Genomic DNA, 22,811 nt, shown 5'->3' on the forward strand with positions numbered 1-22,811 from the left:
ATTCAAAGCCGCCCCAAAGGCAGGTGCTTCAGCGCAAAGCGCTCCTTCAGGCGTTGCTGCATGCGACCGCGCAAATAGAGGAATACCTGTGCGGTTGTGAACGCATCCCCGAGCGCCGTGTGGCGGTCAACGGGATTGATTTCAAGCTGCTGGCATACCTCGTCGAGGCTGGGTGGACGCTGGTTGGTGTAGGCTGATTTTTTGAAGGCATCAATCTCGGCCATGGCGAGGTCACCGGTGTCGATCATGCGATTGCGAAAGCGCAGCCCGAAGTGCCGTTCCATGGCGGCGTTGAGCATGGTGGCGTCAAAACGGATGTGATGCCCCACCACCACGGTGCCTGTCAGCTTCTGCACAAGCTGTTCGATCATCTCTGCTTCCGAGATGCCGTGGCTCGACTCAGATGGCAGGATGCCGTGAACTTTGACCGCATCATTGATCGCCGCATTTTCCTGAAACACGATGCGGTTCCACAGACGATCCACCCGCAGCTGCTGATCTTCAATGGTGGCGACTGCAATCGAGAGGATGCGGTCCTTTCGCAGATCAAATCCGGTGGTCTCCACATCGACCACGCTGTAGCGGAGCTGGGACTCCGGTTGATTGCGGGGTATTCGAGGCTGCCGCCGGTAGGTCTGTTGCCATTCGGGGCGTTGTTTTTGCATCCAGTGCCACATGGGACTACCTCCGGCTTTCCAGATGAAATTCATTGCGCAACGCATGTTGCACCATTCGCACGACGTCAAAACTGTGGGTCAGTTGTGCGCGCTCAAGTTTCGAAATGCTGTCTGGTTCGAGAAAACGACCCGAGTCCCCACGGCGCAAACCGTTTAAGGTGCGCAGGCGAAGCAGGTATTCGTAGGCCTCTTCCGCATAAGCAGCAACCTCGCGCAGGGATTCCACCTGAGCATGAATATCCTGCCAACGTCCACCAGTGGAATAGCGGCGCATCAACTTGTATTTAAACGCGAGAATCTGAGCAGCTCCCCGGATGGGAGTGAGTGCCCGTGCCTTGATGTCGAATTGCCCCTCGTGGCTGCCGCGTCGCTCCACCACAAACTGTTTGAGAAAGTTGAGGGGTGGTGGCGTGGCAACGATATTTTCCGCAATGCGTCGCAGGAGTGCCGGAGCTTCAGAGATCTCGGCAAACAAGTGCTTGCGCAGGGCGTCGAACAGGGCAGCGTCTCCGCAGACGCGACGCATGTCAAAAGCGATGATCGCGCGCAGCAGAAAATCGGCCTCCGGTTGTGCCTTGACGGTTTGAATTTCCTCCTGCCACTCGACCTCGGTGCGGCACCAGCGCGGATTGAGCGCCATGACTCCTCCCTGGCACTTGGCAAATCCACAGGCCATCATGCCGTCGATCACGGCACTGCCGAGTTGGGTGAACGCCTCGCGATGGGCTTCATCGGTTTTTGCATCGCCGGTCGAGGCAAACAGGATGCCGTTGTCGATATCGGTGCGCAGCAGTTGCTCGCGGCGTCCATCGCTGCCAACAGCAATCCAGGTCCACGGAACATCGGGCAGCTGATAGCGCTCCTTTTCCAACTCCCGCAACTTGAGATGCACGAGGTTTTGAACCAGTTCGTCGTAAATTTCTGCACTGATCTGGCCCACAAAAATCGATGAAACCCCCGAATCGAGGTAGCTGCGAATGATGGACTCGAGATCATCGCAAATCTCCCTCAAGCGTGAGACAGATTCGGTGGAGCGGATTTCCCGCAACAATCCGGCGGGATGGTGTCCAGTCTGTGCCAGCAGATCCTTTTCGGTGCAGACATCAAGCAGTGCGCTTTTGTCTGTGCCGTCCTCGGTAACGCAGACCTGACCAATGCGCTCACGGAGCATCAGCAGCAGTGCTGCAGTGGAAGAGGAACCGTTCTCGACGGTGACGACAGGGCTGGACATGATGCGCTCGACCGGATCCTGTTCGGAGCGACCTTCGACAATGATTTGCTCCACGATGTCGCGATAGGTCAGGATGCCCAACGGGTGTTGTTCGGGACTTGCAACGAGCATGGACGGAACGCGCTGTGCGACCATGTTGGCGGCAGCCTCCCGGATGCTGGTGTCGGGTGCACAGGTCAGCAGGCGATGGTCTGGCCGAGGGGTAATCTGTTGTGCGCCATCGAGGTGGGACTGAAGGATGTTTTTGGTGCGACTGGCAATGCGCGCTGACGTTTGGTTGGGCAGAGGAATCGCGTGGCCCAGACGCGTGGCCCAGAACAGGTGGCGTCGGATGTAGTTTCGCGCCAGGTCATTGGCCTCGATGAGCGGTTTTACGAGTTTCCAACTGAATTCATAAAAGAGGGAATCTTCGGCGGTCACCGCGCGAACGACAAACGGTTTGCCCTCATGCAATGCTGTCAGTCCGAGAAGGTCTCCCACATCGCGCACATCCACGAGTTCAAACTCATTTTCATGCTTCCAGTGGTATTCTACTCGACCACGTGCCAGAAAAAGCAAACGATCGTTGGCATTTTGGCCAACTTCCCAAACCACTGACTGCTTGACGGATACAGAGACGGTGGCCTGTTCGGCAATAGCCAGAACCGTTGCCTCTTCGAGTAGGGAAAAAGGCGGAAACTTTTTGAGGGTATCTGCGATGCGAAGTGGAATGGCGTTGCTCATGATGTGGAATGACCTTTTCAGGCTCACTCATTCCGGAGCGATGGGCAACGGCAAAAATGAAGGCAATGGGGCAAATGCGTTCCAAAAGTGCAGTGCGACTTCAGGGGGGCTCGCAGGTGCATGCATCGTGCGCCAAAGCATTTGTTGAACGAAAGCTACCCCGCCTTGCTGCAGCGTTTGCGAGAACTTCGAGGGTTGTCGGGAAATGGAATTCAACGCTCTGGCAGGCGTGAAATTGCGATCAGCGAACCGAGAATGAGCAACCCGCCAGCGACAATGCCGGGGCCGAGTGTCTCACCGGGAATGAAGAGCACCGATTCGATTACGCCCATCAGCGGAATCAGAAAGCGGTAGGTTGAGAGCAGGTTGACGGAATACTGTTCGACGAGACGGTTCCAGATCGTGAAAGCCGTTGCAGAGAGAAAGGCCAGGTATGCGGTGATGCCGACGGTTTTCCAGCTCAGCTGATCGAGGTATTCGGGAATCCATGGACTGGCGGTGATCAACAGCAGGCATCCACCCGAGAACAGGGAAAATGCGGTTGTGGTGCGGCTGCCGCTGATCGGTGCGACCTGCTTCATGTAGATCGCAGCGATGGAACCGCAGAGCGTGGCGGCGAGAAATCCGGCGGTGCCCAGCAGCACGTTGCCGCTGCCAGCCCCAGGGGCGTATGCGGCAAGGGCGATGCCGATGGAACAGAGCACAAGCAACAGCCAGTGCACGGGGCGTGGTGAGGGCGAACCTGTCAGCACTGGTGCGAGCAGAACCCACCAAAAACTACCAGCCCCAACCAACAGCGAACCCAGGGTTCCGCTCGACGCACTGATCGCGAAGTAGAAGAAGAGGTATTGAAAGTAGGTTTGTCCGAGCACGATGGCGAGCAGCGGCAAACGGGGCACCCTGTGAATGCTTTCGAGGACACGATGCCGACAAAATGGAAGGATGAACAGACCTGCGATCAGAAATCGCGAGCCAGCGAACACCAGTTGTTTTCCGTAGGAATCGAGCTGCAGCACCTCGTAGCTGTTTTTGATGACCGGGAAGGCACTGCCCCACAGGGCAGCGCAGATCAGAACCTGCACATAGAAGCGGAGAGGGGGTGGGTGCATCACGGATCAGTTTCCGATGGCTGTCTGCCTGGCGGACAGGCGCTGGTTGACCCATAGTGAACCCGCAATGATGGCACTGCCAATGCCGAGTCGGACGAGATCAGCTTCGCGATTCCAGATCAGCACATTGACGAGCAGACCTGCGGGGATGAGTGCGTTATTCATGATGGCCAGAGCACCTGGATTTACCTGTTGTGCGCCGCGGTTCCAGAGAAAGTATCCTAGCCCGGAAGCGACCACACCGAGCCAGATCAGCACAACCCACTGGATGGCTTGATCGGGCAGGCGGGCTTGTCCCTGCGACAGGCAGGCGATGGATGTGAGCAGAAAAGCACCCAGATAGAAGTAACCAAAGCTGGCAAACCCAGGGTCGTGCGTTGCGCGTTGCAGGTGTCGGTAGGCCACCTGTCCGAAGGCAAAGCAGAGGTTAGATCCCTGAACCAGAAAAAATCCGAGCACAAAGGAGGAGGAAATTGCGCCCCAGCGGATGACTAACGCACCGATCACCGCCAGGGTGGCCACCAGAAAATACCGACTTGAAAAACGTCTGGAGAAAGCATCATCGATCAGCGTGACATAGAGCGGTGTGAAAATGGTGAAGATCAGCACTTCGGGAACGGTCAGGTGCTCAAAGCTTTGATAGTAGAACAGGTACATCAATCCCAGTTGCACCGCACCGATGCCAGCGAGCTGCAATGCTTGTGTCCGAGCAATGCGGCAGCGTAGCAGCAGGGGGGTAAAGAGCAGCAGCGCCAGTGCCGTGCGAAACCATGCGGCAAACCACGGGTCGACCTGACCTGACAGGTAGACGCCGATCAGACTGAAGGAAAAGGCCCAGATGAGGGTGGTGATGACCAGAAATTTCATGAAGGGGTGCTCGCACGCAGCATTCCTTGGTTGCGCTTGGGGGTAAAGCTGATTTTTCGTTGGATTTGCACCATGTCCGCATTGTCCACTTTTTGGGAGTTACTGCCCCGGATCTCCCACTTTCGATACGAATCCCTTCCCGGTCCGGCGTCCATGACCGGATGGAAGGGCAGTGCCAGCGGTGTGATCGAAGTCACCTGCGACCCTGCGCTCCAATGGATTCATTTTGCCGAGAGCTGTCAGTTTGAACTGGAGCTGACTGGCCAGCACTTTGCATTGAAGAACCAGTTTCGCTGGGTTTGGCAGGAGCATGATTCGATTCGTCTCGAACAGTGGCGTCGTGGACATGCAGTGCCGTTATTGGATCTCGTCGAGCGCAGTCCTGCGATTCTGGTGGAACGCGAGGCTCACCTCTGTGGTGCGGATGATTATCGATTGCAGGTTCGACTGCGGGGTGATGGATTCGACGCGGATTGGTCCATTCGCGGCCCCAAAAAGGACGAGCATCTGGCTTATCGATACCGCTGCGATCGGTAAAGTGCAGTGGCTCTCCGGCGTCGGGAACAAGGCTACAGATCGGTTCGCAAGTGGATGAGTATGCGGTCCACGAGGTTTTCGAGTTCCGCTTCGGAGAAGTTGGCTCGCACCAGGGTTCGCAGGCCGCACATTTGGCTGACGAGGTAGGTGGCGGCGGCAGGCGTATTGAAATTTTCGGGCAACTCGTTCTTTCGCTTGGCCAGTTCGAGTGCGTTTTGCAGTGTGCTGCGCGTGATGCCCAGTAGGCGGTTGATCACGGGACTGAGTATCGGGTGGTGGGTGCCAATCTCATTTGCGCTCTTTACCAGCATGCAACCCTTGGCAGGTGGATGGTCGAGTTCCTCACGGGCGATGCGCACAAAGTATTTGCGAATCGAATCGAGCACATGGCTCTCGGCTGTCACCATCTGCACCATGTCCCTGAAAAAAACCTTCCCATACTCCTCGAGACAGATTTGGTAGAGCGCATCCTTACTGCCAAATGCGGCGTAGAAGGTACTCTTGGAGACTCGCATGGCGCGGGTGAGGTCGATCAGCGAGGTGCCGGCATAGCCCTGATCCCAGAAGAGCTGGGTGGCGATTCGGATGATCTGGGTACGATTGTATGCTCTGGGGCGGCCCGCCATGGTGCAATGCATCGTAGGTTTTTGGGAAGCCCTGTCAATCGAGTGCCGTTACCTCAGCCTCTGGTGCTGAAATTTGATAAATCGCAATCGAGGGCAACGCTGGTTCGTTCGTTACCTGTTCGACCCTGTTTCTGCTTCTGCCATGACATCATCACAACTTCGCAAACCGGGACGATGGCTTTGGACGGTCATTTCCTGTGTCCTGATCGTCCTCGTTGCCTCCATCTTGGTATGGATGATCGGTATCACGGAACCCACACCCGAGCGCGTCACTGCCACGAAGCGCGGAGCAGTGTTGGTGGATGTGGTCACAGTGGAACGCGGCACTTATCGACCCGTGCTGACGGTGCTTGGCACTGTGGAACCCCGGCAGGAGTTAGTGTTGAATCCGGAAGTCGGGGGGCGGGTCATTGAACTGTCAGATGCCTTTGAACCCGGTACGGTTGTGGATGCTGGGGAAATCCTTCTGCAAATTGATCCGGCGGACTATGAGCTGCGATTGGCCCACCTGCGTACGGATCTGCAGGCGGCAAATGCGGAACTAAAGCTTGAGATGGGACAGCAGGAAGTCGCGCGCCAGGAATTTTCAATGGTGCAGCAGGACATTGCTCCCGAGGCTGTGGCACTGGTCTTGCGGGAACCTCAGTTGGAATCTGCAAAAGCCCGGGTAGCGGCTGCAGAAGTCGCTATAGCGCAGGCGCAGCTGGACCTTGAACGCACCCGGCCGGGTGCGCACCCCATTTGCGGCATTGGTACTCGAACGCTCGGTTTCGGCAGGATCACAAGTTAGCGAAGGTCAGGAACTGGGGCGGTTGGTTGGACTCGACCACTACTGGGTGACGGCCTCCTTGAGGATGGATCAGTTGCCATACGTCGAGATCCCACAGCGTGCGGGCGAAGCAGGTTCGGCGGCACGGATTCGCAGCCGTTCGTCCTGGCCGGAGCAGCAGTATCGAGAGGGCAGATTGGTGGGTCTGATCGGCGAACTTGATCGCAGTTCACGACTGGCCAAGGTCAACATTGAAGTATCCGATCCTCTGGGACTGAATTCTGAGGCGAAGGATAAGCCCGCACTCATGCTCGGTTCGATTGTGGAAGTTTCGATTGAGGGTCGTGCCCTTGATCATGTGGTGCGACCTCCGGATGAGCATGACATGACAGCAGCGGAACTCATCGACCTCTGGCGCAACGAAATCGGGGAAATCCCTGGGGTATACCAGATGACGTTCGAGGCCGAAAGTGGGCCGGGTGGGTGGCGCAAGGATATCGCGGTGGACCTTAGTCATGACGATGTGGAGGTGTTGGAGCGAGCGATGCGCGCTTTTGTGGAAAGGGCAGAGAGTTTCACCAATGCAGTCGACGTCAGTGACAACTTCAACCGTGGTAAAAAGCAGATTGACTTTACCCTGCGCCCCGAAGGGCGCGCTCTGGGACTGACTCCGGAGTGGGTGGGTCAGCAAGTGCGGGACGCATTTTACGGTTCGCTCGCGCTGCGACAGATGCGCGGCACGAATGAAGTGGAGATTCGAGTGAAACTGCCCCGTCATGAGAGGCAGGTGCTGTCCCAATTGGAAAACCTGATCCTGCGAACGCCGGATGGTCTTGAAGTGCCGCTCTGGGAAGTTGTGGAAATTCAATACGGCGAGGCCTTCACCTCGATCCAGCGTCGCGACGGAAGACGCATTGTGACGGTATCCATGGATGCAGAACCCAAACGAACCATCGGGCAGCTCGTGCAGGCCTTCGACCAGGAAATCCTGCCGGAACTGCGTGCCAACTTTCCCGGACTGACCTGGCAGTTTGAGGGCAGCACCGCCGACATGCAGGAATCCATGCAATCACTGACGGTGAGTTTTGCACTGGCAATGTTGGCGATTTATGCCCTGCTGGCACTGGCATTTGGCAACTACGTGCAAACCTTCATTGTGCTGGTGGCAATCCCGTTTGGGGCTATCGGTGCGGTATTGGGGCACATGATACTCGGGTATGACCTGTCCCTGATCAGTCTGATGGGCATGATCGCGCTGGCAGGAGTGGTTGTGAACGATTCCCTCATCATGGTGGACTATGCGAACCGCAGGCGCAGTGAGCATTCTGCATTTGATGCGATTCATCAGGCGGGAATCCGGCGATTTCGCCCGATTGTGCTGACCACCCTGACGACGGCAGGTGGGTTGATCCCGATCATCGCCGAGCGGTCGCTCCAGGCCCAATATCTGATCCCGATGGCGATTTCTCTTGGATTTGGAATCGTTTTTGGAACAGCGATCATTCTGTTACTGGTTCCTTGCCTGTACCTGATATTGGATGATCTGAAAATGCTCGTGACACGCCGCAAACATGCTTGATTGATCGGAGCAGTGAAAGAACCGACAAGGGGTTTTCGATTGGGACAGAGAACGGATTCCTTGGACTCATTAGTAAGAGCCGGGCATGCGTATGGTTTTTGTCAAAATCGCTTACACGTCTGCGCATTTGAACCGATAGAAGGAGAGTGGTACCCCACTTTTTTCATCTGGAAAGCCCTGTCGGTGTCATGAAACTGCCGCACCGACTGCTATTGTGTTGCCTGGTCGCACTATGCAGCAATGGTTTGGAATTGCAGGCGATGGTTCCCTCACGGGAGAGCGGGATTCCGTTGTATTCCGTGTACAATCTCGACGAACTGGAAGTCGGACTGTCGACTCTGAATCTGGCTCAGGACCCGGTCGGGCGCTTGATGATTTACGAAGACGGCAATTTGTTCACATTTAATGGTAGCCGTTGGAGACGCCAGCTGGAAGTGGAGCATGCGGGTTCCGTGATCGTGAAACTGGCAGACTCAGAGAGTGGAGTAACCTATGCAGGAGCGATCGGGGACTGGGGAAAGCTCGTTCCCGCTGTGAATGGGAATTATCACTTTGAATCCCTTTCGATGGGCATGGACCGGAGCTGGGCCTCGACCAATCGCTTTGCAATTGTGGTGCCTGAGGAGCAGGGAGCGGTTTTCATCGGGGAGACAGCGATTGTTCGCTACCATGCGCAAGAGGGCAATCAGACCTGGAAATGGCTGAACTCTCCCTCGGCCGCGTTTCGACTGAAAGGTCGCACGTTTGTGGCGACTCAAGAGAACGGAGTGTTTGAAGTGGCAAAGCGCGAGTTGAAACCCGTGCCCGAGCTGGAATCCTTTCACGGGGACAAGGCCATCTTTCATACGGTGATGAATGGTGGTGGCAGTGTGATGCTTTCGACGCGCTCCCGTGGGTTTTACGCATTTGACGGGCAGACGGCGACCCCGATATCCACCGAAGTTGACGCCTTAATGCAAAGTTCAGTCACGGGCCTGACAGCCATTGAGGGAGGATACCTGGCGCTCGCGATCAAGGGGAGAGGCATTTATTTTCTGGATCAGCACTATCATGTGGTGGCGCAGATTGATCGCGATGTGGATGCCACTTTTGTCAGTGCAACGGATCTGCACTACCAACGGGGCGGAATTTTGTGGGTTTCGGTGCCGGATGGCATTGGCAAAATTCATTTTCCATCGCCGACAAGCCTGATCGATGAGCGCATGGGTGCCTTCCTGCTGTGGCCCAAATTGTACCGGTACGATGGCAAGCTTTACATCGCATCCAATGGACTGATGTTTGAAGGGGTGTATGATGTGCGTGGGAACCTTGAGCGATTCCAGTCAATTTCCGTTCCGGGTGCCCCCATTCTGCGTAGCGCAATGATGACGGAAGCAGGGTTGCTATACGGGCGTGAGGACGAGCTGTTTCAATGGAATATGCAAACGGATACCACTGAGTGCATCACCCGTGGCGTGATGTCCAATCTGATGGTTCGACTGAAAACCCGACCGAATCATGCGGTGGTGCTTGGCGCGGATTATCATCAGTTGTTGCAGCTCGACGGTGAGCGATGGAAGGCCGTCGGTGATCCTGTCCCGTCCTCAGGGTACAGTTGTGTAGCAGTGGAAAATGCACAAGGCGACGTGTGGGTGGAACACGGGATCAACCAATTTGCCAGGCTCGAAATTTCCGATCAGGGAATGCAGGTGCATTCGTACCAGCGTGTGCCTGGATTGCCGGAAGGATGGGTGAACCTGTGGACCTGGCGGAACACAACCTATGCCAGCTGTGGAGGTGGCATTGTGCAGTTTGATTCGGAGACGGAACAGTTTGTCGAAGCCGTGCTTCCCCCCTGGCTGAAGCCGGCAATGTTGCATGAAATTGTGCGACCCCAGGAGGATCCTGAAGGAAATGTATGGATCACCAGTGGTGGCAAGGTATTCCTCATGCGACCGGACGGGGATGCGTGGACAAGAGATGATGAGACCCTGGCGCTGATCAAGGAAAACCAGCAGGAACTGTTTCTGGATGAAACGGGTCGAGCGTTCATCTTTTCCAAGAACCGGATTTTTGCGTTTGATTCCAGCATCCCTCCCCCAGAGCCACTTTCGTTTGAACCCCTGCTGGAGCAGGTATCCACCACCAGCGAAGACCGTGTCTTTTACTCAGGGATTTTTGAACACAACGATCCCGAAGTGGTGCTGCCCTATCGAGACAATGCGCTGGATTTTCGATTCTTCAGTCCTGCTCTCTATCAAACCCGAAATCTCCGTTTTTCCTATAGACTTGAAGGTTTGGATGCAGGATGGTCCACGCCCGGACTCGAAACCCATGCAGCCTACACGAACCTCCCGGAGGGCGACTACACCTTTTGGTTGCGCACCGAGGATCTGTCGGGTCAGGTGCGTGGGCAGACCCAGTATCGCTTCTCAGTCGAACCCCCTTTCTATCATACCCTGCCAGCTTATGTTGTGTATGGGTCGACTGTGATTGCGCTGCTCTACCTGTTCTTGCGGTCCATGCTTCGCAAATCGGAGCAGGAACAAAACCGACTGGAGCGTCTGGTGCGGGAACGAACCGAGCAGTTGAATACTGCCAATGAAGAACTCCGGGAGGCAGTAGTGCGTGCCGAGCATGCAAAAAATGCCAAAGCGCGCTTCCTTGCAAACATGAGCCATGAGATTCGCACGCCGCTCAACGGGGTAGTGGGCATGACCGAAATCCTCAAACGCATGCAGCTCGGGCGGGAGCAGCAGGAGATCGTGGATACCATCGACAGTAGCAGCCATTTGCTGCTCAGCGTGATCAACGACATTTTGGACTACAGTCGAGTTGAGTCGGGGCCGGGGGAGTTTGAACGCCGTCGCTTCGATCCGGTTCAGCTGATAGAAAATAGCCTGAGTCTGCTGCATCATGCAGCACAGGATCACGGCAACATCTTTTATGCTGATATCGACCCAAACCTGCCCAGAGGGCTCATGGGAGATGTGACCCGGATCGAACAGATTTTGATCAACCTCGCAAGCAACGCGCTCAAGTTTACTCGCAACGGTGAAGTCTGTCTGCGAGCCAGAGTGCTGGAATCACAGGGTGTTCACTGTACGGTCGAGATCGCAGTGGCAGATACCGGCATTGGCATCGCAGAGGACAAGCAGCAACGTCTCTTTCGGCCATTTTCACAGGTGGACCCGTCCAATACCCGCATTTATGGGGGATCTGGTCTGGGTCTGGCGATCTGCAAGAAACTGGTGGACGAGATGGGTGGAACGATATCGGTGCAGAGCGAACTGGGGCAGGGTGCAACGTTTACGGTATTGCTGTCGCTTGAGCGCGCAACGGTGGATTCTGAAGTGCTTCAGGATGGCGAAATTCCCCAATGCGTCATGTATTTTGATGAGCATCGTGGGCGTGGTGAAGCCATTCGGCGCTTTCTGGAGGGTGCTGGCATCCCCTGTGTGTTGCACTCCAATCTGACTGCTATCGAGCATATAGGTCAGAATGGATTATTACCCGATGTGCTTGTTTTTGAGCGGTATCCGGGAAGCGAACCGCTTTCCAATATCCTTCGGGAGCAGGTGTCGAAGGGAAGCTGCCCGCGCGTGCTGATTTATACACACCCACTGGAGAAACTGCAGGATGATCGCATCGATGAAACCCTGGCAATGCCAGTGAAGCCGAGTCGCCTGGTGAGTCATCTGCTCTCAGCGCAATCCCTGAATGGAAATGAGAATGCTACGGCGGCTGAGAGTTTTGAAAGCATGGCTGAATCCCCGCTGGCGATTCTCTTGGTTGAGGATAATCGGGTGAATCAAAAGGTAACCCAACTGATGCTACAAAAGCTTCAACTTGATTGTGACGTTGCTGTGGACGGGCATGGTGCGCTCGAGTGCATCGAACGCAAATCCTATGATTTGGTGCTCATGGACATTCAGATGCCGGGTATGGACGGCATTGAGGCAACCCGGAGAATCCGGCGTTCCCGAACAGCTGTGCAACCGATGATCTATGCGCTCTCTGCAGGCACCATGGAAGATGAAGTGGAACGGGCGATTGAAGCCGGAATGGACGGATTTGTGAGCAAACCCATGGTGCTTGAGCGCTTGCGAAACGTGCTGGAGGAGGTGCGACATGGATTGGCCTCGCGCAATTCCAGTTTGTACTGACATTTGCCGATACCGGCCTCGGGATGGGTGGATTTTTCTCAATTGCTGATCCTTCCCGACGATCATGCATACAGGCAATGTGGCGATGGTTTTTTTACCGATGCCACTACTGGGTTGCTGAGGAAGTGGATGCCGATGCTCTGCATGAAAGAAATCAACCTGAATTTGAATCTGGATTTTGAGCAGGTGAGGGTGCTCGACCACCATAGCCTGCTCAATATCCTGAATGTGATTGTATATGAATTGATGGTCTTGCAGGAGCGTGTGCCCGGGAGGGACGAATTGCAGGTGGTCTTGGATGAAGTCCATGAGACAGCAAACGCATTGGCTTTGGGGAAGCTCAGCAGTGATGCCATCATTGGGATCGGCGGGTTGAAATCAAAGGTGCTTCAGGCTGTGGATGCGAAGCGGAGTCATCTCAACGATATCGACGAACGTTATTGGCAGGAAACAGTCACCAATCTGCATTCCATATTTGAGATTCTGGAGCTGCGCATTGGGGAACTGAAACGGCGTGGTGGCGACCTCTGGCACTGGGAATGGGTCGCCTGCACTCGCATAGAGGAAAACCTGCGGAGCGTGTTTTCAGCACTTTCGCGGAACAGCCGTGGGCGTTATGGATTTACCGAAGATGCGAATGGACAGCGCACCAATGACTACCTGATTCAACTCGACATCCGGGGCACTCGCAACGCAACGATTTTCATGCCTCCCGTGATCCAGGATGTGGTTCGCGATCTCGCTGCCAACTCTCGAAAATATACCGAACCGGGAGGAACTCTTGCGATTCGCATGACCCAAACTGCACGCGAACTGGAGTTTGAAGTCCGGGACACCGGAATCGGCATTCCCGCAGATGAGATTCCCGGTATCTTTGGTTTTGGGCATCGCGGCAGCAATGTTCAGAACAGGCGCACAATGGGGGGTGGGTTTGGACTGACCAAAGCCTACTACGTGGTGCAGATGTTTGGCGGCAGAATGTGGATGGAATCGCAAACCGGAGAAGATTCGGGGACCTCGATTCTTTGTCGCTTGCCACTGCCAGAGGAAGGTGTGGGAGAACAATGACAAGCAGTGGAGAATGGTATCACAGGTGCGAATGGGTCTGACCTCTGAAATCCCGGAGTGCGAAGCATCACACACGTGTGAAACACGCTGCCCGGTGCACCCTGACGGAACCGTAGCCGAGCAAGGTTTTTGAGGAGGATAAGCAACCTGGCCCGCTACGGTCCCTGTGAGGAGGAAGATGCAATCGCCTCAGTGGAGGGACTGAGGCGGTTCAGATCTGCGGTATTGACGAGGTTGGGAACGAGCGGCTGTAGGTTATTTACCTTGAAATCAATGACTTCAGCGACTAGGAAATACGGTCAAAAATGGTAGGTTTTTTACAATATCCTCAGGATTGAGGGTGAAATGCATGCAGAACCTTCACCTTCGCTCTTCCATTTTTCTTATTTCCTCCCATGAACGTTGCGATTGTTGAAGATCAAATCTGGTATCAGCGTTACCTGCGTGCGCTGGTGGAAGATTCCCTTGCAGGTGAGGTCGTTCTGTGCACAGGAGATGGCGAACACGCACTGGAAGTATGCCCAACGCTTTCGCTGGATCTGCTGATTCTGGATCTCAAACTACAGCATCTCTATGGACTCGAGCTTGCCGAAGCATTGCTGAACCAGATGCCTGGGCTGCGCATTCTGGCCTACTCGGGTGAAGTGAATGCCTACAACCTTCGCACGATTGAGTCGCTGGGCATTCTTGGATTTCTCGACAAAAGTGATCCGGTGATGGAAGAGGATTCTTACATCGTCGAGGCGATGCGCCGTGTTGCGAAAGGAAAGCGGATCTTCTCTCCGGCGATTGAGGAATTGCGTCAGGAGCTGGCCCACGACTCAAATGCCTATCACCGCATCCTTTCGCCCAAAAAAATCGAAATCCTCAAATACATTGGTCACTGCCTCAACGATGAGGAAATTGCAGAACTGACCGGATTGTCGAACCATACGATTCGTAAGCATCGCACAGAGATCATGCAGCAGCTGGGACTGGAATCCACCCACCAGTTGATCCGCTACGCGCAGCGGCACGGGTTTCACAATCCCACACTCGAGGGGGGAGTGACCTGAGCGAGTGACTGTGTTGGGGATGCGGCAGGCTGCAGTTGTTCGAAATCATGCTCCAGTGCCTCGAGTTCCCGGAGTTCTGCATGCATGCGCTGCACCACTGAGGGGAGTTGATCGAGGGCATCCATCAATTCCTTTCGCTGTCCGGCTGTGGTGAGATCCATCAGGTGCTGCCAGTAGGCGAGGCTGTTTCGGTGCTGGATGTAGCTGCTGAGGCCCTTGAGTTGATGCACGAGGGAATGAAAGTTCGCGCTTCCAAGGTCGCACTGCTGCAGTTCGTCCACCAGGGAGTCGAATGCCTGCTGAAAGCTTTCAAGCTGCATGTGCAGTGTCTGCTCAGTGGCATCTGAGGCGAGCGACAGGCGGCGAAGGCTGGTCCGGGAATACTGCCGCGTCGTGGTTTGTTTCTGTGTGAACTGGATGTGGTCCGGAAGCAGCCGTTTCAGGCATTCGACCAGCTGTTGTGGGTTGAGCGGCTTGAACAGGTAGTCACTCATGCCCGAGCGAAGCGCTGACTGGATGAACTCCTGATCCGTGTAGGCCGATAAACCGACGATGGGAGTGTGTTGCGGAGAAGGAAGGGATCGAAACTCTGCCGTCAGCTCCACCCCGTTTCCATCGGGAAGGTCGTAATCCATGAAAATCATGTCGAAATCTTCGCTGACGACCACCTGTCGTGCTTCGGCAGCATTGGCTACACCCGCAACCTCAGCCCCCCAGCTGCGCAGAAGGTCCATGAACAGTTTGCGATTGTAGGCGAGGTCCTCGATGATGAGGTATCGGCCCTTGAGCCGCACTTCAGAGACCTCGACCGGGGCTGTTTCGGGGTCGGGGTCGGTGATGGGAATGGAAATGGCAAAACAGGAACCCTCTCCCCTTTCACTGCGAACTGAGATGGAACCTCCGATTTGCTTCAAGGTGTGCTGGACAAGTGACAGGCCAATCCCTGCTCCCTTTTCCCCGGAAATGAGCGGTAGATGCCCGCCTTGCTGATAGGGCTCAAAGATTCGGTCAAGATCTTCTGCTGCGATCCCGATGCCCGTGTCAGAGACCGAAAAGCGCAGCTCACCCTGGGACTTGAGCATCGCGACCCGGATGCTTCCTCCTTCTGGTGTGTATTTGACGGCATTGCCCACCAGATTGACCAGCATCATCTCAATGGCTTCCTGGGAGGCGATGACAAAAGGGCGAAGTTCGTAGCGGTAATCCCCTATAAAGTGGAGTTGTCTGGACTCAAAATCGCCGGAGAACATGCTGTGCACGGAGTCGATCAGTTCATTTGGATCCATGATGCGCGGGGTAAAGCGTATGCCTCCGGACTCGAATTTGGAGAAATCGAGCACATTGCTCAGGAAGCGGTAGAGGTACAGACTTGGCCGCCGCAGGCGCTCCAGTGTGGGGCCATCGAGCACATCACCTGGCTTGAGGTTTTGGGCAAGACCGAGCAGACCGTTGAGCGGGTTGCGGATTTCATGACTGACGTTGGAGACAAAGATGGATTTTGCATGATTGGCTCTGATCAGGTCTTCGGTTTGCTGATCCACTTTCTCCTGCAATTTTCGCGCCTGGGAGCGCAACCGACGGGTCTGCCAGTGGGCGACACCGATGATGCAGAGCACGAGGACGACGAGGGCAACCGTGATCGCTCCGTTGCTGAGATACCAGGGTGGCACTACCCGAATCTCCTGTCGCACGACGGGGGATGGATTTCCGTAGGGATCGACACTGTATCCTTCAAAGGTTTGGGTGCCGCGAAGAATGCCGTAGAATTCAAAGGTTCCGGTCGTGTTGCTGAGCCATTCCGTTTTGCCCAGCAATCGACCGTAGTATTGCAGTGGAGTTTCCAGCGTGCTCGCAGGATTGTGCAGCTGCAGAACCATTGGGCGTTCTTCTCGGGCATGGTAAAGACCGCTGAAGGGGGATGGATCGCTTTGTGCAAAATGGGAAATCGGCCTGACTAACAGGGGTGGAGGAGGGGGATTGACACTTGTTGGGTAGGAGCTGAGATCCATGAGTTCGATCATGGATTGTGAAAGAATCGCGACCAAAGGGGTTTCAAAATCCTCGAGAAATTTGGCGCTCCGGATGAAACCTGTGGGTGAGTTTAAAGGGACCCACCTGTGCTCCCATTGAAAATCAGAGGTGTTGGGATCTGCGATAAACGCTCCCACTTTGGCGCCATTGCGAGAGGTGTGACGCTGGATCAGCAAGATGCGTTTTGCCTCATTGCAGCACTGTGGGATCTCCCAGCGCCAGCCGGGTTCGAGGGGAAGGGGAAGTGGATGAAAACGGTCAGCGTGCCACTCCAGAATAGCGTCGGGACGCTGCAGAAAGAGTCGACCCCCGTGCGTGAAGACGCGCTGCAGTATTCGCAGTGACGAATCCACGGCAGCACCGTCATGGGTATTGGATTTGTAGAGTACGTCGTTGGTCTCCAGGTGAAAACTCAGGACCTCCCCAAACAGGGTAGTGACCCAGAGCTGTCCCTCATGTTCGACCATGGATACAATCTCCCGTGGAAAGTGGACTTCCCGAACGATTTCAAAATCCGCGTTGAGCAATAATGCTCCCGTATCGCGTGACACCCAAAAATGATCATTTTGCTCCGCAAAAGCAAAGACCCGGTAAGATCCGTCAGAGCGGTGAATCTGGTATTGTTCTCCGTCGAAACTGCCCAGTTCAATCCACGAGGAGACCAGCAGCCGGTCATTCCAGTGCCAGAGACTTGCGGTTTCAAAGTCGGGACTGGGATCCCCCAGCAGCTTCAATGCACCCGCTTCCGGATGCCAACTTTTCAGTCCCTCATTGCTCGACGTAAAGAGGCGACCGTCAAAGTGGGTCATGTCCCAGAGTCCGGAGATTGCATAACCTGTTGTGACTTCAAGCGGTTGAATGCCGGATGTGAGATCGGTGCGCAGGATGGCATTGCCAGTCAACATCCACAAGTCGTCGCCCCCAAAGTTCGTGTGAAAGCGAATGTTGGCCCTCGTGAGCGGCTGATGAAAGAAGTGCGTGAAGTAACCTTCACAGTTTCCGGAGCGGTCAATGCGAAGCACGCCCTGCAAGGTGAAAACGTAGAGGCAGGAATCGGTCATGACATGGCTTGCCCCTCTCAGTTGCATCAGGGGATCCTTGATCGTTTCAACCTGTGATCCATTTTCGAATACGGAGAGGTGGTGAACATTGAGGAAGTAGGAACGGCCCTGGTGCTTCCATCCCACAAAGGCCTGATGTTCATGCGTCCAGTCCACCTCGTGAACAAACGCATCCCCTTGCCACACCCGAACATGCTCGCGCCCTCCCAGATACAGCTTGCCGTCCCACATCCATCGGTAGGCCTCAAACATGCCTTCGAACACTGTTGTTTTGCGCTCCCCGGTTGTACGGTTGAAGTGAAACAGGGTTTTGTTGTTCGCAAAGTGAAGCCAATCCCCGGTTTCGTAAAACCAGAGCACGCTCAGAGTGGATTCCAGATGGTCGCTGAACAATTGTCTGGAGACATCGTGGAACTGAAACTCTGCATCGACATAACCAAAAAAACCCAGCCCGCCCACCCACAGGGTGTTCTGGGAGTCGGTGAAGACTTTCATGCTGCCGACGGGCAATTGCTTTGGAAGCAACTGCCAACCCGTCCCCGTGAAAACAAAAAGTTTGCCCGAGTCGGTCACGGTGACGATGCGACCATCCGGTAATTGGCCGATGCTCTGGGGTTCGTGAATCCCAAAATCCCGAAGCGGATAGACCTCTTGCAGTGAACTTGGAAAGATGCGTGCCGATGCGGTCAGCTGCAGCGTCGTCAGTAAAAAACAAAGCGACAATAGGCACCGCATCAGCGGTTGTTGTGCAGATTGTGAGTTGGGGTGTTGCTGGGCTTGAAGGTGCATGCGAACGAATCCGAGGGCAGATCGGTTGGGGTCGCGATGATGGGAGCACAGGCCAATTCCAAGGCTGACGCCTTCCGTTGCTACTGCGTTCTAGGCACGGATGCCCAGGGAAACAAGCCAATTGCGAAGGGAATCAAATTGCTTGTTTGCACGGGCAAGTTACATCCTTCTCGAAAGACCCCCATCATCAAGGTGCTTTGGGTGGTGCAATTTTGGCAAAATGCGGGTCATGTACCCAACGGACGTTGCTCTGCAGTGCAAGCATGCCTTTGAGGAATCTACAGCTTCGCTGTTTCCCGGCTTTCCCACTCAGGTCTGCTGCCAGGGGCCGGTGATCGCGAGTGTCAATCCGGATGTCTGGATATTGAGGAACAGGAAGCGTCCGCTCGGGTCGAAGCACACTCCGGCGAGTTCGGAGTCGTTGTAGCGGTTGCTGCCAAATTCGAAGCAGGCACCGTCCGGGGTGATGCCCACGAGGTTACAGGGTGACTCGGAGTCCTCACAGATGAACAGGTCACCCCACGGGGCGACTGTGAGGTTGTCGCAGTTTTTGAGCACATCCTTGTCTGTGGATTCGATGAAGAGTTCCAGTTTGCCCGGGGCTTCTGTTTCGCGATCTGTTCCTTCAAATGTGCTGGGGGTGTAGCGAAAGACCTGTCCCTTTTCGATGGGACCGCCGTTGGTGCAGGCAAAAAACACCTCGCCCTGGCCATACCACATGCCTTCGCCACGTGCAAAGCGTGCGGCCCCCTTCTCAAAGCCCTGGAAGCGCAGGTTGTCATCCGGGGAGGTGACATCCTCGATATCGATCCAGCGCACGGAAAATGGCGTGTCGTTTGGGAAGGTGGGGGAGCTGAGCGATTTCCAGTTGCGGGTATCGCAGGAGGGTTCATCGAGAATCGCCAGTGCCTGCAATTGCCCTCCGAGCTGCAGCTTGCCGTTGACCTTGGGGATGAAGCGATAGATCAACCCATCGCCCATGTCTTCGGTCTGGTACACGATTCCTGTGCGCGGATCGACCGCAACCGCTTCGTGGCGGAAGCGCCCCATCGCCTCCAGCGCAACCGGGCGAACGGGCTGGATGCGCGTCGAGAGCGGTACCTCAAAGTTGTAACCATGGTCCTTTTCGATTTTGCCAAAGGCCTTCAGATTGGTCTCCTCGCAGGTGATCCAGGAACCCCAGGGCGTCGGTCCACCCGCACAGTTTCGGTCGGTGCCGGCAAGGCTCAGGTATTGCAGTTCTTTTTGACCAGTCTTCGGGTTGAGGATCAAGGTCGTCGTTCCTCCCAACTGGGGTTGATCACCCTTGCCGTAGTCGTAAACGTAGGGACGATGGCGTGACTGCAGCAGATGGTTGCGGCGACCGAAGGGACCTGATTCATCGTCGCCGTCGCTGAGTTCGTGGTTGCAAATGAGTCCGATGCGTCCGTCATCCGTGGCAAAGGCCGCCATGCCATCCGGTTTGCCCGGAACATACAATCCGTCGTCCATGCGATCCCCCTGGCGGGCGAGAATCTCGTAGCGAAATCCCTGTGGCAGATCAAATACCCGGTCGGGATCTGGTACCAGCGGTCCATACACATCGCGACGCAGCATGGGTAGCTGAGTGGTCATGGACTCGCCTGTGCCGAGTCCAAATGCCTGTGCGCGGGAGAGCGATTGCAGGCCCATGAACCCTGCTGCGAGAAATCCGGATTGCTTGAGAAAGTGTCGTCGGCTGTGCATCGCCCAAACTATGCGAATTTTCGAGATATCCAAGAGGGCGACCTCTGTTTTCCCAAATTGTCACAATCATAGGGCTTGTGCATGTCGCAAATCATTTGATGCAGAGTGCGGTGCATCAAGCACCCGTTGTGACAGGTTCGATACAGCCGTGAGATCACTGCCCGGCAGGCGTCAGTTCGTGAAACGGTTGGGCGCTGAGATACACCGGGGTGACGGAGACAGGGAAACGCAGCTTGCCCTGTTCGATGGATGCCGGGATGGGATTGCCAAAGGCATCCTCAGCATACACTTCGGTCCACTCCGATGCGAATTCGCAGTGAAGGGGTGGGAGATCTTCCCCATCGAATGCATCGCGATAATCCCAGGCAACATAGGTGGTGCCCTGTGCCGCACGGTCGACCTTGAAGAGAAAGACGGACGCGGGGTCGGAAAGCGGAACCCGGGTGACGGACTGAATGCCCGACAACGCACGGGTCATGCGGGCGAAGGTGTGTGCGGTGGGCGTCGGTTTCATGGCGTCGCCCTCGTATTCCATCATGCCGAACTTGCCGAACAGGAGCGTCATGATGTCATGTCGCGGATTGTTTCGCTCGCGCAAGGGTGAATACTGCCAGTAGAGCGTTCGGATCACTCCTGCAGAGAGGGCCATTACATTTTGCATGACGAGGTGGCGCGATTGGATGCGACGAAACTTCGCATGCAGTTCGGGCGGGCAGTCGAGCAGGAACATCTGGGTCTGCGGCGCGAGCGTGGGCATGGTGTCATACAGCTCAGCGATGCCTTGCTGTACGGTGCTGGAGATGCTTGCGGCACTGCCATCCGGATCGGCCTGTGACAGGTCGTTCATGCGGGACATGGCGAGTTCGACGTAGCGGAAGTTTTCGGGGAAATCGAAGAAACCGGGCGCGCCGTATTCGCCCACAAGGATGGGTTGGGTGCAGCCGTGTGAATCGAGGAGTTGGCGAATGTATTCGATCCGCGGAACGATGAGGTAAGGACTCAGATAGAGGCGCAAATCAAAGATGTCGAAGCAGTCACCTGCGTGCTCAATGACATACTCGTAAAATTCCAGATTGTCTTCCTGCCCGGGCATGGGCGGCAGCGCATGGCCGTCAGGGGTCGTGGTACCCGGAGGCACAAAGAGTCCGTCATAGCCGCCGAGCACGACCTCGGCGTTGGGATCCGCGTCCTTGACCGCCTGGTAAAAGACCTTGAGCTGCTGCACATACTGTTCCCGCGTCCCGGACCAGAAAACCGGATTGTTGGCTTCGATATCATTTGACCAGTAGCGCACCTTGCCCGCGCAGCGTTTGACCGTCTGATAAACAAAGTCGTAATAGTCCTCCAGATTTCGGGCGGGTGAAGGGGGCAAGAGGTTTGAGGGTTGTTCGGTTGCCCAGAGCGATGAGGAGAACAGCGTGATCAGGCCTTCTTCGGGACGCACGAGTTGATCCGCAAACGCATCGACCACGGTCCAGTCATACTGATCCTGCTCGGGTTCGATTTGTTGCCAGAAGAGGAAGACCTTGGTGAAGTCGGCGCCGAGCTTGCGGATCTCGTCGACATAGGGACGGGCGGGTTCATTCGAATAACCGTAGAGCATGCCCCAGGCGATGCCGAAGGGAGAGGGATCGGTGGGGGTAGCGGTGGAGGCGCAGACGGACAGAGCAAGGGTGGCAGTTGTGGCGAGACGTTGGTGCGGGAATTTCATGTGGATTTGCGGGTTGCGAGTTCAAAGAGGGTGACCAGTTCACGGGCGTATTCGGTGAGGCTCAGACTGGGATCGGAAAGCCACTGGCGCAGAGCACCATTGATGGCATGTGTCAGCGTTGTGGCCATGGGTTTGATCGCAAACGCGCGAAACTCGCCGTTTGCCTGTCCGTATTCCAGGATGCCAGCAAGTGCCTCCATCAACTCGGATTCTCCACGGTACATCAGCGAGAGTGAGCCAGTTGAATCGCGGTGATTGAGCAGAAGGTAGGAAACGGTCAGCAGTCGATCACGGTGGTCCTGCATATAGGCAAATTCCGACTCAATGAAAGCGGCGAGCTGACCTTTGGCGGAAGTTTGGGCTTCAAAAGAGGGGCGCACAAAGTTCCAGATTTCTTCATAGATCTGGCGCACGGTGGCTTCGACCAGTTCGTTTTTGTTGCGAAAATGATAGAGCACGACGCTTTTGCTGACCGACGCATGTTTGGCAACTTTTGCCAGCGATGCCCCCGTGTACCCTTGTTCGGCCACGACCGAAATCGTGGCTTCGATCAGCTGTTCGCGCCGTGCTCGCCCAATGAAGGTGGGTGGCGGTGTATTGCATGCATGTTTAGACCGCATGAACAAAAATTAGACCGATCGGTCAGGAATTGTCAAGCACAGCTCCAAATTATTTCTTTGAGCCGCTCTCAAGGGGTTACGAAAGCATTTGAACCACAGATGATGTTGATACGAATGATTGTGATAGATACTGAACCCAGGATTTTATGAAACACCGTTCGGCAGATGCCGAACTTAAAACGCTCCGATAAAATCGGAGCTGCAAAAACCCTGACGAGTCCGGGACACAAAACCTTTTTGGCGCTGTGTAACAGCGTTATGTGGGCCATAGGCCTTATAGGTTGGCATTCGCCAGCCGATGTTTCAAAATTCAGTTGTTTAAACCATTAAGGGTATTGGAGAAGGCTGACGCACTGCTGAGGATAGAACATCGTTTCGCTGCGCTTCACTGGATGGTCTGGCGAGGCCAGTCCAACAGGATGCGCTGCGCGCAACAGGTTTTTGTGGGTGGTTCTGATCCTGTTGGTGGGAAAGGTGGAACTGTTGAG

General features: G+C 55.4%; 14 protein-coding genes and 2 pseudogenes. 7 read left to right on the forward strand and 9 right to left on the reverse strand.

Annotated elements, in window-relative coordinates; translation table 11 throughout:
• Nucleotides 1-2: 2 nt before the first annotated feature.
• The 4 genes from ABQ298_11485 to ABQ298_11500 form a co-directional block, all read right to left on the reverse strand.
• Nucleotides 3-710: a 3'-5' exonuclease gene (locus ABQ298_11485; GenBank protein ID MEQ9824997.1), complete on the reverse strand. Its 708-nt coding sequence runs from the start codon at nucleotides 708-710 to the stop codon at nucleotides 3-5.
• On the reverse strand, nucleotides 682-2,631 hold the full coding sequence (locus ABQ298_11490; GenBank protein ID MEQ9824998.1) for a DUF294 nucleotidyltransferase-like domain-containing protein: 1,950 nt from the start codon (nucleotides 2,629-2,631) through the stop codon (nucleotides 682-684). The genes ABQ298_11485 and ABQ298_11490 overlap by 29 nt, the downstream gene beginning before the upstream one ends.
• A gap of 212 nt (nucleotides 2,632-2,843) precedes the next feature.
• Nucleotides 2,844-3,740 (reverse strand): DMT family transporter, encoded by an 897-nt coding sequence (locus ABQ298_11495; protein MEQ9824999.1) that lies wholly within the window; start codon nucleotides 3,738-3,740, stop codon nucleotides 2,844-2,846.
• A gap of 6 nt (nucleotides 3,741-3,746) precedes the next feature.
• Entirely contained in the window at nucleotides 3,747-4,607 is an 861-nt protein-coding gene (locus ABQ298_11500; protein ID MEQ9825000.1) for an EamA family transporter, read from the reverse strand.
• 72 nt (nucleotides 4,608-4,679) lie between these two features.
• On the opposite strand from ABQ298_11500, the gene ABQ298_11505 reads away from it, so the two are divergent.
• A complete protein-coding gene (locus ABQ298_11505; GenBank protein ID MEQ9825001.1) occupies nucleotides 4,680-5,144 on the forward strand; it encodes a DUF6314 family protein in 465 nt (154 codons plus the stop codon).
• Between the two features lie 32 nt (nucleotides 5,145-5,176).
• On the opposite strand, the gene ABQ298_11510 is transcribed toward ABQ298_11505, so the two are convergent.
• Complete coding sequence (locus ABQ298_11510) at nucleotides 5,177-5,770, reverse strand: TetR/AcrR family transcriptional regulator (GenBank protein MEQ9825002.1); 594 nt, start codon at nucleotides 5,768-5,770, stop codon at nucleotides 5,177-5,179.
• 142 nt (nucleotides 5,771-5,912) lie between these two features.
• Between ABQ298_11510 and ABQ298_11515 the strand changes: the two genes are divergently transcribed.
• The 6 genes and pseudogenes from ABQ298_11515 (at nucleotide 5,913) to ABQ298_11540 (ending at nucleotide 14,386) form a co-directional block, all read left to right on the forward strand.
• Nucleotides 5,913-6,560, forward strand: a complete 648-nt coding sequence (locus tag ABQ298_11515; protein ID MEQ9825003.1) for a hypothetical protein — start codon at nucleotides 5,913-5,915, stop codon at nucleotides 6,558-6,560.
• A pseudogene (locus tag ABQ298_11520) lies at nucleotides 6,499-6,789 on the forward strand (HlyD family secretion protein). Before ABQ298_11515 ends, ABQ298_11520 begins: the two are co-directional and overlap by 62 nt.
• Nucleotides 6,790-6,897: 108 nt before the next feature.
• Nucleotides 6,898-8,118: pseudogene (locus ABQ298_11525) on the forward strand (efflux RND transporter permease subunit).
• A gap of 188 nt (nucleotides 8,119-8,306) precedes the next feature.
• Entirely contained in the window at nucleotides 8,307-12,263 is a 3,957-nt protein-coding gene (locus tag ABQ298_11530; protein ID MEQ9825004.1) for an ATP-binding protein, read from the forward strand.
• Nucleotides 12,264-12,407: 144 nt separating this feature from the next.
• Nucleotides 12,408-13,331, forward strand: a complete 924-nt coding sequence (locus ABQ298_11535) for an ATP-binding protein (protein MEQ9825005.1) — start codon at nucleotides 12,408-12,410, stop codon at nucleotides 13,329-13,331.
• Between the two features lie 395 nt (nucleotides 13,332-13,726).
• Nucleotides 13,727-14,386, forward strand: coding sequence for a response regulator transcription factor (locus ABQ298_11540; GenBank protein ID MEQ9825006.1), 660 nt, complete (start codon nucleotides 13,727-13,729; stop codon nucleotides 14,384-14,386).
• Here ABQ298_11540 and ABQ298_11545 read toward each other — a convergent pair.
• From ABQ298_11545 to ABQ298_11560, 4 genes are all read right to left on the reverse strand, one after another.
• Nucleotides 14,353-18,267: a hybrid sensor histidine kinase/response regulator gene (locus tag ABQ298_11545; protein ID MEQ9825007.1), complete on the reverse strand. Its 3,915-nt coding sequence runs from the start codon at nucleotides 18,265-18,267 to the stop codon at nucleotides 14,353-14,355. The two genes, ABQ298_11540 and ABQ298_11545, sit on opposite strands and share 34 nt — an antisense overlap.
• Before the next feature lie 309 nt (nucleotides 18,268-18,576).
• Entirely contained in the window at nucleotides 18,577-19,992 is a 1,416-nt protein-coding gene (locus ABQ298_11550) for an alkaline phosphatase PhoX (protein MEQ9825008.1), read from the reverse strand.
• Nucleotides 19,993-20,146: 154 nt separating this feature from the next.
• Entirely contained in the window at nucleotides 20,147-21,703 is a 1,557-nt protein-coding gene (locus ABQ298_11555) for a hypothetical protein (protein MEQ9825009.1), read from the reverse strand.
• A complete protein-coding gene (locus ABQ298_11560) occupies nucleotides 21,700-22,323 on the reverse strand; it encodes a TetR/AcrR family transcriptional regulator (protein MEQ9825010.1) in 624 nt (207 codons plus the stop codon). The genes ABQ298_11555 and ABQ298_11560 overlap by 4 nt, the downstream gene beginning before the upstream one ends.
• Nucleotides 22,324-22,811: the final 488 nt, after the last annotated feature.

Source organism: Puniceicoccaceae bacterium (genome assembly GCA_040224245.1).
In the GTDB taxonomy this organism is placed as follows: domain Bacteria; phylum Verrucomicrobiota; class Verrucomicrobiia; order Opitutales; family JAFGAQ01; genus JAKSBQ01.